Consider the following 15,298-nt stretch of genomic DNA (forward strand, 5'->3'; position numbering starts at 1 on the left):
TTGTCCGAGCGCGTCGCGATACATATTCACTACAGGGTTTCTATTGTTTGCGCCGTAACGCGGCTGAAACAGTTAATTGCGGGCGATGAACATCCGGTTGAACTTAATTAAAAAGACAAGGCTCGAAAGGCACGTAGCTACTCAATAAGGAGAAACACCCCATGCGTAACACTTTAGCTTATGCCTTGATGCTGTCTGCCACCCTGGGTCTTGCCGCGTGCGACAAGAAATCCGACGATACTCAGAAAAAAGCCAATGACGCTGCACAGCAGTCGCAGGAGTCCATGCAGAAAGCACAGGACAAGGTAAACGACGCGGCCAAGGAAAGTCAGGAAGCTGCGCAAAAGAACGCCGAAGCCGCGCAACAGCGCGCGCAGGAAGCCCAGGGCCAAGCCCCGAAAACCAGCAACTAGCCTTCAACAGACCAAGCAGTATTCAAACAACAAGGCCCGCTATTTGCGGGCCTTGTTAGTTAAGCAGGCAGACTAAGCCATTACTTCGCTACGCTTGCCTAACAGCCGGTCACACACAAATGCCACGATCAGGGTAAAGCACGCCGGCACCAGCCACGCCAGGCCCTGATCACTCAGCGGCAAGTGCGCAACGACTTGCGGCAGATGCTCGCCAAGCCCTGCGCCCTTCAGCGCATCGATTATTCCGAACAGTAACGACACCAACATTACCGGCGCGACGATGCGCCCCTGGGAATGCCAGAAATCCTTACAGAAGCTCAAGGCCACCAGAACGATGCACGGCGGGTAGATGGCCGTCAGCACCGGGATGGAAAACTGAATCAGCTTGGTCAGACCCAGATTCGAGACCAGTAGCGAGAATGCCGCCAACAGAATCACCAAGGTCTTGTAGGACAGCGGCAGCACACGACTGAAGTACTCGGCACAGGCGCAGGTCAGGCCCACTGCCGTGACCAGGCAGGCCAGGGAAATCAGCACCGCGAGAAAACCGCTGCCCAACGAACCGAAGGTGTGTTGCACATAGGCGTGCAGCACCGCGGCGCCGTTGCTCGCCCCTGCTGCCACGGCATGACTGCCGGAGCCAAGGCGGAACAGGCTGATATAGACCAGCGCCAGGCCAAGACCGGCAATCAACCCGGCAATGATCGCGTAACGGGTGATCAGCCGGGGCGACTCGACGCCACGGGAACGGATGGCATTGACGATGACAATGCCAAAGACCAGGGCACCCAGAGTATCCATGGTCAGATAGCCATTGATGAAGCCCTGGGAAAAGGGAGCGGCGACGTAGGCAGGCTCTGCCACGCCGATCTCGCCCGCTGGCAAGGCAAAGGCGGCAATGCCAAGCACCGCCAGGGCAATGATCTTCAGCGGCGCGAGGAAACGCCCTACCGTGTCCAGCAAGCGGCCGGGATAGAGGGATATCCAGAACACCAGCAGGAAATACACCGCGCTATAGATGAACAGCGCCAGCGGACTTTCGCCGGTCAGAGGCGCCAGGCCCACCTCAAAGGACACCGTCGCCGTACGCGGTGTGGCGAACAGCGGCCCTACTGCCAGATAGCAGACTGCGGCGAGAATGCCACCGGCGACCTTGCCGATGGGGCTGCTCAGGCTGTCCATGGCGCCACCGACCTTGGCCAGGGCAACCACGGTGATCACCGGCAGACCTACGGCCGTCACCAGAAAGCCCAAGGCTGCCATCCATACGTGGGGCCCGGCCTGCAAGCCGACAATGGGAGGGAAGATGATATTGCCAGCCCCGACGAACAGGGCAAACGTCATAAAACCAAGTGCCAGGATGTCCTGACCTTTCAACACTTTCATCGAGAAAACCACACTGCCAAATCGGAATTAGAGAGCGACTTCCCAATGGGTAAGGGAAATACTGCCTGCCCTTTTAGGACAAGCCCGGCCTGTGCAACGACCCCTTGTGAGGGCCGGTAGGCACAAAATGGCGGCTAGCCTAACCAATTCGGCAATTTATTGCACTAATACAGGGCAATATCACCGAAAAGCGCCCGCTTTTGTGGCGAAATACGAGAAAATCCCCTGAAAAAAGGGGACTTTCAAGGATGTTAACGTTGGAGCGAGGCTTGCCCGCGAATAGGCTGGCACCGCTGACACATCATGAATCTGGCTTGCGCGAAACCAGCACATCCCCAACCTGCGGCCACCGCGCTTCGGCCGTTTCTCCATCCGAGGTCAGGGACAAACCGAGCCTGACACTGCTCTGCCCCTCTTCCCAGACCCAGCCATATAGCGCCTTGACCGACCCGGCAGGCGAACACATGGGCATATTCATGCTCGCCGGTCTGCCGCCATTGTGTTCTACGCGCGCCGTGACCATGACTTCTTCCAGCTCATCGTCCGGGGTATCCACTTGGGTAATCACCACCTGCAAAGGCTCACTGCGCAGTAACTGCCGCAGCGCCACCGGCAGTCTTGCCCGAGAAGGTGTCGGGCGCTCCCGATCGTCGTCCGGAATCCAGTAGGCCAGATCGACCTTGCGCAGGGGATAAGCCGGATGCTCCACCGACTCGTTCCAGTCCAGGGCGGTGGCGACATCCTCCAGGTCTTCTGTGCGAATCAGCATGGTCTGCTCGCCCCCGCTCAGATAAAACATCTGGTCGGCAGCAATTTCTCGATCCACATCGTCGTCCTTGTCCAGCGCGAGGGTCACGAGGGCGTCCCCTTCTGCCGACTGATCCAGCCGATAACGGCCCAGGTAAAGGCGTGGCGACTCGGTGCGCATGTCCTTGGGGTGAGTGGTCCAGCACAGCAATCTGCACAGCCCGTCCGCCCCCAGCATCAGCAGATGGTAGCGACACAGATAGGCGCTGAGGTACAAACCCTGGGGATAGCCCTCGATGCGCGCTGCCAGAGCCTGAATATCGGTGCGCAGCCCATCAGGCAATGCTTGCAACAGGGTGCCGGGTGACGGGAAATCAAAGGCCGCGCAGGCCTGCATGATCTCGAATTGCTCAAGGAACAGCGTCTGGGCGTCCTTGCGAGTGAAACGTCTGAGGATGGCGCTCAGCAACTGATCCGGCTCGTACACCTGCCCTGCGGCCAGTACGCCAGCCGTTTGCCGGGCGTGCTCGTAATCGGCTGACGACACCAGATCGTCGAACCCGTCTTCGTCAGTGAACTGCTCGTTAAAGCACTCCAGCAGATCCCAGCTCAGCTGATCGATAGTCTGATCGAAGATATTCAACGCCGAAATGTCTTCGTCTTCATCGCTCAGCTTGCGGTAGTACAACAGCGTGCCAAACGGCGTCATCAGGATTGGAATACGGGGGACTTCGTCCTCACCGTGGGACACCCATTGATCCACGACCGCCTGCCATTGCTCCGGAACCAGCAGCCACAACCGGCGCTCGCCATAGTAGCCAAGCCCATGCTCGCGCCAGAGTTCCAGCAATGGGGCTGGCAATAGCTCGGCATAACGGGCCAGCTGGACGGCTGTCGGGCGCTGATTGTCGGGATGGGGCGGATGGGCGGTGACGAAGGCTTGCAACTGGATGAGACCGGACACGGGTTCCTCCTGATGGGCGAGGTATCTGTGTCACGTATTAGCATGAACGCTAAACCTGTGGGAGCGAATTCACTCCCACATATTCGCTCTGACTGAGTTGGTTTCCACAGAATTCGCTCCTACCCGGAGAATTGCATAGGCCCAGAATGCACAAAGGCCACCCGAAGGTGGCCTTTGCTGGTTGCGAGTCAGTCAGCCGAAGCTTACTTGACAGCCCAACCGGTCAGCTCAGCCAGGGCTTTGCCGATATCTGCCAGGGAACGCACGGTTTTCACGCCAGCGTCTTGCAGAGCAGCGAATTTCTCGTCTGCAGTGCCTTTGCCGCCGGAAATGATTGCGCCCGCATGGCCCATGCGCTTGCCCGCAGGGGCAGTCACACCAGCGATGTAGGAAACGACTGGCTTGGTCACGTTTGCCTTGATGTAGGCAGCCGCTTCTTCTTCAGCCGAACCGCCGATCTCGCCGATCATGACGATCGCTTCGGTCTTCGGGTCTTCCTGGAACAGTTTCAGGATGTCGATGAAGCTCGAGCCCGGGATCGGGTCACCGCCGATGCCGACGCAAGTCGACTGACCGAAACCGGCGTCAGTGGTCTGCTTGACAGCTTCGTAGGTCAGGGTGCCGGAACGCGACACGATACCGACCTTGCCTGGCAAGTGAATGTGACCTGGCATGATGCCGATCTTGCACTCGCCCGGAGTGATGACGCCTGGGCAGTTAGGGCCGATCAGGGTAACACCCAGCTCGTCGCACTTGACCTTGGCATCCAGCATATCGAGGGTAGGGATACCTTCGGTGATGCAGACGATCAGTTTGATACCGCCGAAGGCAGCTTCCAGGATCGAATCTTTGCAGAAAGGAGCCGGAACGTAGATCACGCTGGCGGTAGCGCCAGTTTGCTCTACTGCTTCACGAACGGTGTTGAACACAGGCAGGTTCAGGTGAGTGGTGCCACCCTTGCCTGGAGTCACGCCGCCAACCATTTTGGTGCCGTAGGCAATGGCTTGTTCGGAGTGGAAAGTACCCTGCGAACCGGTGAAGCCCTGGCAGATAACTTTGGTGTCTTTATTGATCAGGACGCTCATTATTTGCCCTCCGCAGCTTTAACGACTTGTTGAGCAGCGTCGGTCAGGCTGGTAGCAGCGATGATGTTCAAGCCGCTTTCTGCCAGTACTTTAGCGCCCAGTTCAGCGTTGTTGCCTTCAAGGCGAACAACAACCGGGATTTTCACGCCGACTTCTTTCACTGCACCGATGATGCCTTCGGCAATCATGTCGCAACGAACGATGCCGCCGAAGATGTTGACCAGTACTGCAGCGACGTTGGTGTCGGACAGGATGATCTTGAAGGCTTCGGTCACGCGCTCTTTGGTAGCACCACCACCTACGTCGAGGAAGTTGGCTGGCTTGCCGCCGTGCAGGTTGACGATGTCCATGGTACCCATGGCCAGGCCAGCACCGTTGACCATGCAGCCGATGTTACCTTCCAGGGCTACGTAGTTCAGTTCGAACTTGGCAGCGTGCGCTTCGCGCGGATCGTCCTGCGACGGATCGTGGAAAGTCTTCAGCTTAGGCTGACGGTACATGGCGTTGGCGTCGATGTTGATCTTGGCGTCGAGGCAATGCAGATCGCCGTCAGCCTTGATCACCAGCGGGTTCACTTCCAGCAGGGCCAGATCGTGATCCTGGAACAGTTTGGCCAGACCAACGAAGATCTTGGCGAACTGGGCAACTTGCTTGCCTTCCAGACCCAGTTGGAACGCCAGGTCGCGACCCTGGAATGGCTGAGCGCCAACCAGTGGATCGATAGTGGCCTTGAGAATCTTCTCAGGAGTGTCGTGAGCGATCTTCTCGATGTCCACACCACCTTCGGTGGAAGCCATGAACACGATACGACGGCTGGAACGATCCACAACAGCGCCCAGATACAGCTCTTTGGCGATGTCGGTGCAGGATTCAACCAGGATCTTGGTGACTGGCTGACCATTGGCGTCAGTCTGGTAAGTGACCAGACGCTTGCCCAGCCACTGCGAAGCGAACGCTGCTGCGTCTTCTTTGCTGCGAACCAGCTTCACGCCGCCCGCTTTACCGCGGCCACCAGCGTGAACCTGGGCTTTGACAACCCACTCGCTGCCGCCGATTTTGTCGCAAGCTTCTGCTGCTGCTTCCGGGGTGTCGACTGCGTAGCCTTTGGAAACTGGCAGGCCGTATTCAGCAAACAGCTGCTTACCCTGATACTCGTGGAGATTCATGCTTATTACCGTCTTCGTTAGGTACTGCGCATTCGGTGCTGCACATCGTGGGTGCCGCACCACCTGTGACCGCTTGTCCCGATGATTGCAGGAAGATTCCTGCAGTCACCGGGAGGTCGAGTCCAACGGACCTTCCGCGGTGAGTCTTGCTCGCAAGGCTCACGACGGGCAGTCCGTCGTGGTTTTCTTTCTTAGCGTTTTTTCTTGTTCTGGATGTGGATGGCACCGCCATTCACAGCCAGGGCTGCTTCGTGCAGCGCTTCGGACAGCGTCGGGTGGGAGAAGACCATCATGCCGATGTCTTCGGCACTGGTGCCGAACTCCATGCCGATCGCGCCCTGCTGAACCAGTTCTGCAGCGCCCGGGCCGATGACGTGTACACCCAGTACACGGTCGGTCTTGGCGTCAGCGATGACCTTGACGAAACCGCCAGTGTCGTTGGCTGCCATTGCACGACCGCTGGCCGCGAACGGGAAGCTGCCGACGTTAACTTCAACGCCTTCGGCCTTCAAGGTCTGCTCGGTTTTACCAACCCACGCGATTTCCGGGTGAGTGTAGATAACCGATGGGATCAGGTCGTAGTTCATCTGGGTCTTGTGACCCTTGATGCGCTCAACCACCATGATGCCTTCTTCCGAGGCTTTGTGTGCCAGCATCAGACCACGGACCACGTCACCGATCGCGTAGACACCAGGAACGCTGGTCTCGCACTGATCGTTGACGAAGATGAAGCCGCGCTCATCGATATCGACACCGCTATCGGCAGCCAGCAGATCAGTCGTCACAGGACGACGGCCGACAGCAACGATCAGGCGGTCGAAAGTGATGTTCTGCTCACCGTCTTTGTCGGTGTAGTTGACGACAACTTCGTTGCCGTTGACTTTCGAGCCAGTGACGCGAGCGCCCAGCTTGATGTCCAGACCCTGCTTGGTGAAAGTCTTCTGAGCTTCCTTGGCAACGGCTTCGTCAGCGGCTGGCAGGAATTTCTCCAGAGCTTCCAGAACGGTCACCTTGGAACCCAGACGCGACCATACCGAACCCAGTTCCAGGCCGATAACGCCAGCACCGATAACACCCAGACGCTCAGGCACAGCCTGGAATTCCAGGGCGCCGGTGGAGTCGACGATGACGTTCTGGTCGACTGGAGCCGGTGGAATGTCGATCGGACGCGAGCCGGAAGCCAGGATGATGTTGTCGGCTTCGATGACTTCGGTGGTGCCGTCAGGTTTGGTCAGCTCGACTTTCTTGCCGGCCAGCAGTTTGCCGTGGCCTTGCAGGGAAGTGACGCCGTTAGCCTTGAACAGGCTGGCAACGCCGCCAGTCAGGCCTTTGACGATCTGGGACTTGCGGCCAACCATCGCGGCCACGTCCATTTTCACTTCGGAAGTCGAAATACCATGTACTGCGAAACCGTTCTTGGCTTCGTAGAACTTCCAGGAGCTGTCCAGCAGCGCCTTGGATGGAATGCAACCTACGTTCAGGCAAGTACCGCCCAGGGCCAGCTTGCCCTCCTTGTCCTGATACTTCTCGATGCAGGCAGTCTTCAGACCAAGTTGTGCAGCCTTGATCGCGGCGACATAACCGCCAGGGCCAGCGCCAATCACTACTACGTCGAATTTCTGGGACATAAAAAAGAGTTCCTCTTTAGCTGCGAGCTTCAAGCTGCGAGCTGCAAGCCGGTCCGCGGTGTCCTGCGGATTCGGCATGCGACCATTTCATTGAGTGCAACGTACAGGCCCCGGGCAGCGAGCGAACCGCTTCTATCTTGAAGCTCGTCGCTCGCAGCTCGGGGCTGCCTCATCAGATATCCAGCAACAGACGAGCCGGATCTTCCAGCAGGTTCTTGATGGTAACCAGGAAGGTCACGGCTTCTTTGCCATCGATCAGACGGTGATCGTAGGACAGAGCCAGATACATCATCGGACGGATAACAACCTGACCGTTGATCGCCATAGGACGCTGCAGAATGTTGTGCATGCCCAGGATGGCCGCTTGAGGCGGGTTGACGATCGGAGTCGACATCATCGAGCCGAAAGTACCACCGTTGGTGATGGTGAAGGTACCGCCAGTCATCTCGTCGATGGACAGTTTGCCGTCACGGGCTTTCTTGCCGTAGGCAGCGATGCCGCCTTCGATTTCAGCCAGGCTCATCTGCTCAGCGTTGCGCAGGACCGGAACCACCAGGCCACGGTCGCTGGAAACCGCAACGCCAACGTCAGCGTAGCCGTGGTAGACGATGTCGGCACCGTCGATCGAGGCGTTGACTGCCGGGAAGCGTTTCAGCGCTTCGGTTGCAGCCTTGACGAAGAACGACATGAAGCCCAGGCGTACGCCGTTGTGGGACTTCTCGAACAGATCCTTGTACTTCGAACGCAGGGCCATGACTTCGGTCATGTCGACTTCGTTGAAAGTGGTCAGCATCGCCATGTTCGACTGAGCTTCAACCAGGCGCTTGGCCACGGTGGCACGAACGCGGGTCATCGGTACGCGCTTCTCGGTGCGGTCGCCAGCGGCAAACACAGGAGCAGCAGCGCCGGCAGCGGCAGGCTTGGCGGCAGGCGCAGCAGCTGGTGCGGATTTCTTCGCTTCAACGGCAGCGACCACGTCTTCCTTGGTCACGCGGCCATCTTTACCCGTGCCCTTGACGCTGGCCAGGTTAATGCCGTTTTCTTCAGCCAGCTTGCGGGCAGCAGGCGCGGCAACTGCGTCGTCGTCAGCGGCAGCAGGTGCGGCAGCAGCTTGCGCCGGTGCAGCAGCTGGAGCAGCAGCAGCGGCGGCAGGAGCAGCCGATGCGGTGCCGCCAGCGTCCAGGGTAGCGATCAGTTCGTTGGACAGGACGGTCTCGCCCTCGCCTTTCACGATCGATGCCAGTACGCCGTCAGCTTCGGCCAGTACTTCCAGAACAACCTTGTCGGTCTCGATGTCGACCAGCAGTTCATCACGCTTGACCGCCTCGCCCGGCTTTTTGTGCCAGGTGGAAATGGTGCCGTCGGCAACGGATTCCGGGAAAGAGGGGGCTTTGATCTCGATAGCCATTATCTGTAATTCCTTAATTCGGTTTCTAATGCGCGAAGGCGTTAAACAGTGAAGGCATCTTGCAGCAGTTTTTCCTGCTGCTCGGCGTGCATCGATGCATAACCACAAGCGGGTGCTGCAGAAGCATCACGACCGGCGTACTCGAGAACGAGGTTGCGGTTGTGGTTGCCGATGCTGCGACGCAGGTGATGCTGACTGCTGTACCAGGCGCCCTGGTTCATCGGCTCTTCCTGGCACCAGACCACATTGGTCAGGTTGCCGTACGGAGCGATGGCTTCCATCAGGTCGTCTTCCGGGAACGGATACAGCTGCTCGATACGCACGATGGCGATATCTTCGCGGCCTTCGGCACGACGTTTTTCCAGCAGGTCGTAGTAAACCTTGCCACTGCACAGAACCAGGCGAGTCACCTTGGCGGCATCGAGGGTATCGATTTCCGGGATGACGGTCTGGAACGAACCGTGAGCCAGATCTTCCAGGGTCGAGATTGCCAGTTTGTGACGCAGCAACGACTTCGGAGTCAGGACAACCAGCGGCTTGCGCAGCGGACGAATCACCTGGCGACGCAGCAGATGGTAGATCTGCGCCGGCGTGGTCGGCACGCATACCTGAATGTTGTGCTCGGCACACAGTTGCAGGTAACGCTCCAGACGTGCGGAGGAGTGCTCCGGACCCTGGCCTTCATAACCGTGCGGCAACAGCATGGTCAGACCGCACAGACGGCCCCACTTGTGCTCGCCACTGGTGATGAACTGGTCGATCACGACCTGGGCGCCGTTGGCGAAGTCGCCGAACTGGGCTTCCCAGATGACCAGCGCGTTTGGCGAGGTCGTCGAGTAGCCGTATTCGAAGGCCAGTACCGCTTCTTCCGAAAGGAAGGAGTCGTACAGGTCGAAACGTGGCTGACCGGCATACAGGTTCTGCAGAGGGATATAAGTGCTTGCATCCTTCTGGTTGTGCAGAACGGCGTGACGGTGCGAGAACGTACCACGGCCAATGTCCTGGCCAGTCATACGGATCGGATGGCCTTCAAAGGCCAGCGTCGCGTATGCCATGGTTTCGGCATAGCCCCAGTTGATCGGCAGGCCACCGGCTTGCATCTTCTGGCGGTCTTCGTAGATCTTCTGCACCTGGCGCTGAACCACGAAGCCTTCCGGCAGTTCCATCAGCTTGGCCGACAGTTCCTGGAGGGTCTTGAGGTCGAAGCTGGTGTCGTGACGCGCGGTCCAGGCATGGCCCAGGTATGGACGCCAGTCGACGAACAGTTCCTTGTTGGGCTCTTTGACCAGGCTCTTCACAACGTGCATGCCGTTGTCGAGGGCGTTGCGGTACTCGTCGACCTGAGCCTGAGCGGCATCGGCAGTCAGAGCGCCGGAGTTCACCAGTGCCTCGGCATACAGCTCACGGGTAGTGCGCTGCTTGGTGATCTGCTGGTACATCAACGGCTGGGTGCCGCTTGGTTCGTCAGCTTCGTTGTGGCCGCGACGACGGTAGCAGACCAGATCGATTACCACGTCACGCTTGAACTGCATGCGGTAGTCGATGGCCAGCTGGGTCACGAACACAACGGCTTCAGGGTCATCGCCATTCACATGGAGAATCGGTGCCTGGATCATCTTGGCAACGTCGGTGGCGTACTCGGTAGAGCGCGCGTCCAGTGGGTTGCTGATGGTGAAGCCGACCTGGTTGTTGATGACGATGTGCACGGTACCGCCGGTCTTGAAGCCGCGGGTCTGGGACATCTGGAAGGTTTCCAGAACCACACCCTGGCCTGCGAAGGCAGCATCACCGTGCAGGGAGATCGGCAGAACCTTGTCGCCAACGGAGTCGTTGCGACGATCCTGGCGGGCACGTACCGAACCTTCGACCACCGGAGAAACGATCTCCAGGTGAGACGGGTTGAACGCCATGGCCAGGTGGACTTCGCCGCCTGCGGTCATGACGTTGGACGAGAAGCCCTGGTGGTATTTGACGTCACCGGAACCCAGCTCGACCTTCTTCTTGCCTTCGAACTCGTCGAACAGCTCGCGCGGGTTCTTGCCGAAGGTGTTGACCAGAACGTTCAGACGGCCACGGTGGGCCATGCCGATGACGACTTCCTTGGTGCCGTAGGAACCGGAACGCTGGATCAGCTCGTCGAGCATCGGGATCAGGCTTTCGCCACCTTCCAGACCGAAACGCTTGGTGCCCGGGTACTTGGTGCCCAGGTATTTTTCCAGGCCTTCGGCAGCGGTGACACGCTCCAGCAGGTGAGCCTGGATGTCGGCGGAGAAAGCAGGACGCCCACGCACGCTTTCGAGGCGCTGCATGAACCAGTTGCGCTGCTCGGAATCGACGATGTGGGTGAACTCGGCGCCGATGGTGCGGCAATATGTCTGCTGCAACGCTTCGAGAATTTCGCGTAGGCTGGTCTCTTCTTTGCCGATGAACAAGTCACCTGCGCGGAAAGTCGTGTCCAGGTCGGCGTTGGTCAAACCGTAGTGGTTGATCGACAGGTCGGCGGGAACAGGACGCTGCCACAGACCCAACGGGTCGAGCTTGGCGCCTTGATGGCCGCGCATACGGTAAGCCTGGATCAAACGCAGGACTTCGACCTGCTTCTTCTCGTGTTCGCTGCTCACGCTCCCGGCCGATACCGGTTGAGCGCGGCGCTGGTTTTTCGCCAGCAACACGAAATGATCGCGAATCGTCGAGTGCGATACATCGGTGGCAGAACTGCCGTCAGCTGGCAGCTTCTGAAAGTAGGTGCGCCACTCTTCTGGCACAGCGTTAGGGTCGTGCAGGTAGAGCTCGTAGAGCTCTTCCACATAGGCAGCGTTACCACCGGAAAGGTGGGCACTGTTCCACATGCGCTGCATCACGCTTTCTTGCATGCTTGGTCACCCTCGGTTAGGGGACACCACCGGCGAAAACGCCCCACAGCCTCGAAAAATCAAGCTGAAAGGAATCACGCAGATAGTCCGGGTACCAGCCCGGATGCCCCTGCTGGTCTCAATTACGTCAAATAAGAGCCGCAGCTTTGTGAGCTACTGCTCAAGTTAATACTGTGGCGCCGGCTCGAGCCTGCGCCACAGGAGTTACAGGTACAGCGGTTTACGGTGCAACAGTTGAATCTGAATCAGACGCCACTTTGCAGGAGCATGTTGCGGATATGGCCGATTGCCTTGGTAGGGTTCAGACCCTTGGGGCAAACGTTCACGCAGTTCATGATCCCGCGGCAACGGAATACGCTGAACGGATCGTCCAGGGAAGCCAGACGCTCGGCGGTCTTGTTGTCACGGCTGTCAGCCAGGAAACGGTAGGCTTGCAGCAGTGCAGCTGGACCGAGGAACTTGTCCGGGTTCCACCAGAAGGACGGGCACGAAGTCGAGCAGCAGGCGCACAGAATGCACTCGTACAGACCATCGAGCTTTTCGCGCTCTTCCGGAGTTTGCAGACGCTCGATGGCCGGAGCCGGAGTGTCGTTCAGCAAATATGGCTTCACCTTCTCGTATTGCTTGTAGAAGATGCTCATATCGACGACCAGGTCACGAATAACTGGCAAACCAGGCAGCGGACGCACGACCAGCTTGTTGTTCTTGACCACGGCGGACAGCGGCGTGATGCATGCCAGGCCGTTTTTGCCGTTGATGTTCATGCCATCGGAACCGCACACGCCTTCACGGCACGAGCGACGATAGGAGAAACCTTCGTCCTGTTCCTTGATCAGGGCCAGCACGTCCAGAACCATCAGATCCTTGCCACCGGTATCAACGTCGAACACCTGGGTTTTAGGCGCCGAGTCGCTGTCGGGGTTGTAACGATAAACTTCGACTTTCAACATAGCAGCCACCCTTAGTAGGTCCGAATTTTCGGTTCAAACGCCGGTACAGTCTTCGGCGCAAAGTTGACTGCACGTTTGGTAACCCGCTTCTCGCCTGGGAAGTACAGGGTGTGGCACAGCCAGTTTTCATCGTCACGATCTTCGAAGTCTTCGCGAGCGTGAGCGCCGCGGGACTCTTTGCGCACTTCTGCAGCAACGGCAGTGGCTTCGGCGACTTCCAGCAGGTTCTGCAACTCCAGCGCTTCGATACGCGCGGTGTTGAAACCCTGGGACTTGTCGTTGATCTTGACGTTTGCAATGCGAACGCGCAGGTCGGCCAGTTGAGCGATACCTTTCTGCATGTATTCGCCGGTACGGAACACACCGAAGTAGTTCTGCATGCAGTTTTGCAGCTCGCGACGCAGGCTGGCGACGTCTTCGCCTTCGGTGCGCTCGTTGAGGCTGTTGAGACGGCTCAGGGCAGCTTCGATGTCGGTGTTGCTGGCCTCAGCGTATTCAACGCCGTCGGTCAGGGCTTTTTCCAGGTGCAGGCCGGCAGCGCGACCGAATACCACCAGGTCGAGCAGCGAGTTGCCGCCCAGACGGTTGGCACCGTGAACCGATACGCAGGCCACTTCACCTACCGCGAACAGACCAGGGATGATCTGGTCAACGCCGTTGGCGTCCTGAGTCATGGCCTGGCCGTGGATGTTGGTGGCTACGCCGCCCATCATGTAGTGGCAGGTTGGAACTACAGGGACTGGCGCGACAACCGGGTCAACGTGAGCGAATGTTTTGGACAGTTCGCAGATGCCTGGCAGACGGCTGTGCAGTACTTCTTCGCCCAGGTGATCGAGCTTCAGCATTACGTGGTCGCCGTTAGGACCGCAACCGTTGCCGGCGATGATTTCTTTAACCATCGAACGGGCAACAACGTCGCGACCTGCGAGGTCTTTCGCGTTCGGAGCATAACGCTCCATGAAACGCTCGCCGTGCTTGTTGATCAGGTAACCGCCTTCACCGCGGCAGCCTTCGGTAACCAGTACACCTGCGCCGGCGATGCCAGTCGGGTGGAACTGCCACATTTCGATGTCCTGTACAGGTACACCGGCACGCAGCGCCATGCCGATACCGTCACCGGTATTGATCAGGGCGTTGGTGGTGGAGGCATAGATACGGCCCGCGCCGCCGGTTGCCAGTACAGTGGCCTTGGCCTTGATGTACATGGTTTCGCCGGTTTCGATGCAGATCGCGATCACGCCAACGAATGCGCCGTCCTGGTTCTTCACCAGATCAACTGCGTAGTACTCGTTGAGGAAGGTGGTGCCTGCCTTCAGGTTGCCCTGGTACAGGGTGTGCAGCAGCGCGTGACCGGTACGGTCGGATGCCGCGCAGGTACGTGCAGCCTGACCGCCCTTACCGAAGTCCTTGGACTGACCACCGAACGGACGCTGGTAGATGCGACCGGTTTCGGTACGCGAGAACGGCAGACCCATGTGATCCAGTTCGAAGACCGCAGCCGGGCCTTCCTGACACATGTATTCGATAGCGTCCTGGTCGCCGATGTAGTCGGAACCCTTGACGGTATCGTACATGTGCCAGCGCCAGTCATCGTTCGGATCTGCCGAAGCGATGGCGCAGGTGATGCCACCCTGGGCCGATACGGTGTGGGAACGGGTCGGGAACACCTTGGTGACTACGGCAGTCTTGTGGCCGCCTTCAGCCAGTTGCAGTGCTGCACGCATGCCAGCGCCGCCGCCGCCAATGATGATGGCGTCGAATGAAAGTGTATTTATGCTAGACATGAATCAGATACCCCAAAGAATCTGCACACCCCAGACGAAGTAAGCGAACATCGCAACGCCGCAAACAGCCTGGAACAGGAAACGCACAGCAGTCGCAGACTTGCCCAGCGCCATCGGCGTCAGGTAGTCAGTCGCGATGGTCCACATGCCGACCCAGGCGTGAGCGCCCAGAGCGACCAGAGCCAGCAGGCTGAAGATGCGCATTGCAGTATGGGAGTACAGGCCGTGCCACTGGGCATAGTCGATGCCAGGGTGCGCGACCACGTATCCGATCAGGAAAATGAAATAAGCCGCGAGCACGACAGCGGAGACGCGTTGCGCCATCCAGTCGTAGAGGCCCGAACGCGAGAGGTTCGTAACGCTGGTTACCATATCCAAACTCCTGCCAGAACGATCAGCACCAGGGAAACGGCGATGATGATTTTCGAGCCCAGTCGTCCGCCTTCCAGCGTCTCACCGACACCCGCATCCATGATCAAGTGACGAATGCCCGCCACCAGGTGATACAGCAAGGAGGACAGGAGACCCCACACAACGAACTTGGCCAGAGGGCTGGTCAAGCATGCCTTCACCTCGCCGAAACCTTCCTCGGAACCCAGCGACTTGCTCAATGCGTAAAGCATGATGGCAAGGCCCAGGAAGAGAATGATGCCGGAGACGCGATGAAGAAATGACGTTACGCCGGTGATGGGGAGTTTGATGGTCCTTAGGTCTAGGTTTACAGGTCGTTGGCTTTTCACGGCTTTTTTCACACTGAAGAGCCCCTAACAATCAGGGCAAGTTGTTGGGAAGTGCACTGGTCAGGTACCCACCACCCAGGGAGTGACGACCCCCAGTAAAACAGGCCCAAAAGCCACTGGCGGTCGGACGGCGAGTATAGACAGTTAGCCAACT

General features: G+C 58.5%; 12 protein-coding genes. 1 reads left to right on the forward strand and 11 read right to left on the reverse strand.

The genetic code is table 11. From position 1 onward, the window contains the following. Nucleotides 1-161 precede the first annotated feature (161 nt). Nucleotides 162-413, forward strand: a complete 252-nt coding sequence (locus M2401_RS04805; RefSeq protein WP_259100378.1) for a hypothetical protein — start codon at nt 162-164, stop codon at nt 411-413. Between the two features lie 72 nt (nt 414-485). Here the strand turns inward: M2401_RS04805 and brnQ are convergent, their stop codons facing one another. The 11 genes from brnQ to sdhC form a co-directional block, all read right to left on the reverse strand. After that, a complete protein-coding gene (brnQ, locus tag M2401_RS04810; RefSeq protein ID WP_259100379.1) occupies nt 486-1,799 on the reverse strand; it encodes a branched-chain amino acid transport system II carrier protein in 1,314 nt (437 codons plus the stop codon). Between the two features lie 301 nt (nt 1,800-2,100). Beyond that, on the reverse strand, nt 2,101-3,510 hold the full coding sequence (locus M2401_RS04815) for a GAD-like domain-containing protein (protein ID WP_259100380.1): 1,410 nt from the start codon (nt 3,508-3,510) through the stop codon (nt 2,101-2,103). A 203-nt stretch (nt 3,511-3,713) separates the two neighbouring features. Continuing rightward, complete coding sequence (gene sucD, locus M2401_RS04820; protein ID WP_259100381.1) at nt 3,714-4,595, reverse strand: succinate--CoA ligase subunit alpha; 882 nt, start codon at nt 4,593-4,595, stop codon at nt 3,714-3,716. After that, entirely contained in the window at nt 4,595-5,761 is a 1,167-nt protein-coding gene (gene sucC, locus M2401_RS04825; protein ID WP_259100382.1) for an ADP-forming succinate--CoA ligase subunit beta, read from the reverse strand. Before sucC ends, sucD begins: the two co-directional genes overlap by 1 nt. A gap of 191 nt (nt 5,762-5,952) precedes the next feature. Next, on the reverse strand, nt 5,953-7,389 hold the full coding sequence (lpdA, locus tag M2401_RS04830) for a dihydrolipoyl dehydrogenase (protein ID WP_259100383.1): 1,437 nt from the start codon (nt 7,387-7,389) through the stop codon (nt 5,953-5,955). 172 nt (nt 7,390-7,561) lie between these two features. Further along, nucleotides 7,562-8,797: a 2-oxoglutarate dehydrogenase complex dihydrolipoyllysine-residue succinyltransferase gene (gene odhB / locus M2401_RS04835; RefSeq protein WP_259100384.1), complete on the reverse strand. Its 1,236-nt coding sequence runs from the start codon at nt 8,795-8,797 to the stop codon at nt 7,562-7,564. 41 nt (nt 8,798-8,838) lie between these two features. Continuing rightward, complete coding sequence (locus M2401_RS04840; protein ID WP_259100385.1) at nt 8,839-11,670, reverse strand: 2-oxoglutarate dehydrogenase E1 component; 2,832 nt, start codon at nt 11,668-11,670, stop codon at nt 8,839-8,841. A 245-nt stretch (nt 11,671-11,915) separates the two neighbouring features. Then, complete coding sequence (locus M2401_RS04845) at nt 11,916-12,620, reverse strand: succinate dehydrogenase iron-sulfur subunit (RefSeq protein ID WP_259100386.1); 705 nt, start codon at nt 12,618-12,620, stop codon at nt 11,916-11,918. A gap of 11 nt (nt 12,621-12,631) precedes the next feature. After that, nucleotides 12,632-14,404 (reverse strand): succinate dehydrogenase flavoprotein subunit, encoded by a 1,773-nt coding sequence (sdhA, locus tag M2401_RS04850; protein ID WP_259100387.1) that lies wholly within the window; start codon nt 14,402-14,404, stop codon nt 12,632-12,634. Between the two features lie 3 nt (nt 14,405-14,407). After that, nucleotides 14,408-14,776 (reverse strand): succinate dehydrogenase, hydrophobic membrane anchor protein, encoded by a 369-nt coding sequence (gene sdhD / locus M2401_RS04855; RefSeq protein WP_259100388.1) that lies wholly within the window; start codon nt 14,774-14,776, stop codon nt 14,408-14,410. After that, nucleotides 14,770-15,156 (reverse strand): succinate dehydrogenase, cytochrome b556 subunit, encoded by a 387-nt coding sequence (gene sdhC, locus M2401_RS04860; protein WP_259100389.1) that lies wholly within the window; start codon nt 15,154-15,156, stop codon nt 14,770-14,772. The genes sdhD and sdhC overlap by 7 nt, the downstream gene beginning before the upstream one ends. Between the last annotated feature and the right edge of the window lie 142 nt (nt 15,157-15,298).

It is taken from the genome of Pseudomonas sp. JUb42, from assembly GCF_024807945.1.
GTDB lineage: Bacteria > Pseudomonadota > Gammaproteobacteria > Pseudomonadales > Pseudomonadaceae > Aquipseudomonas.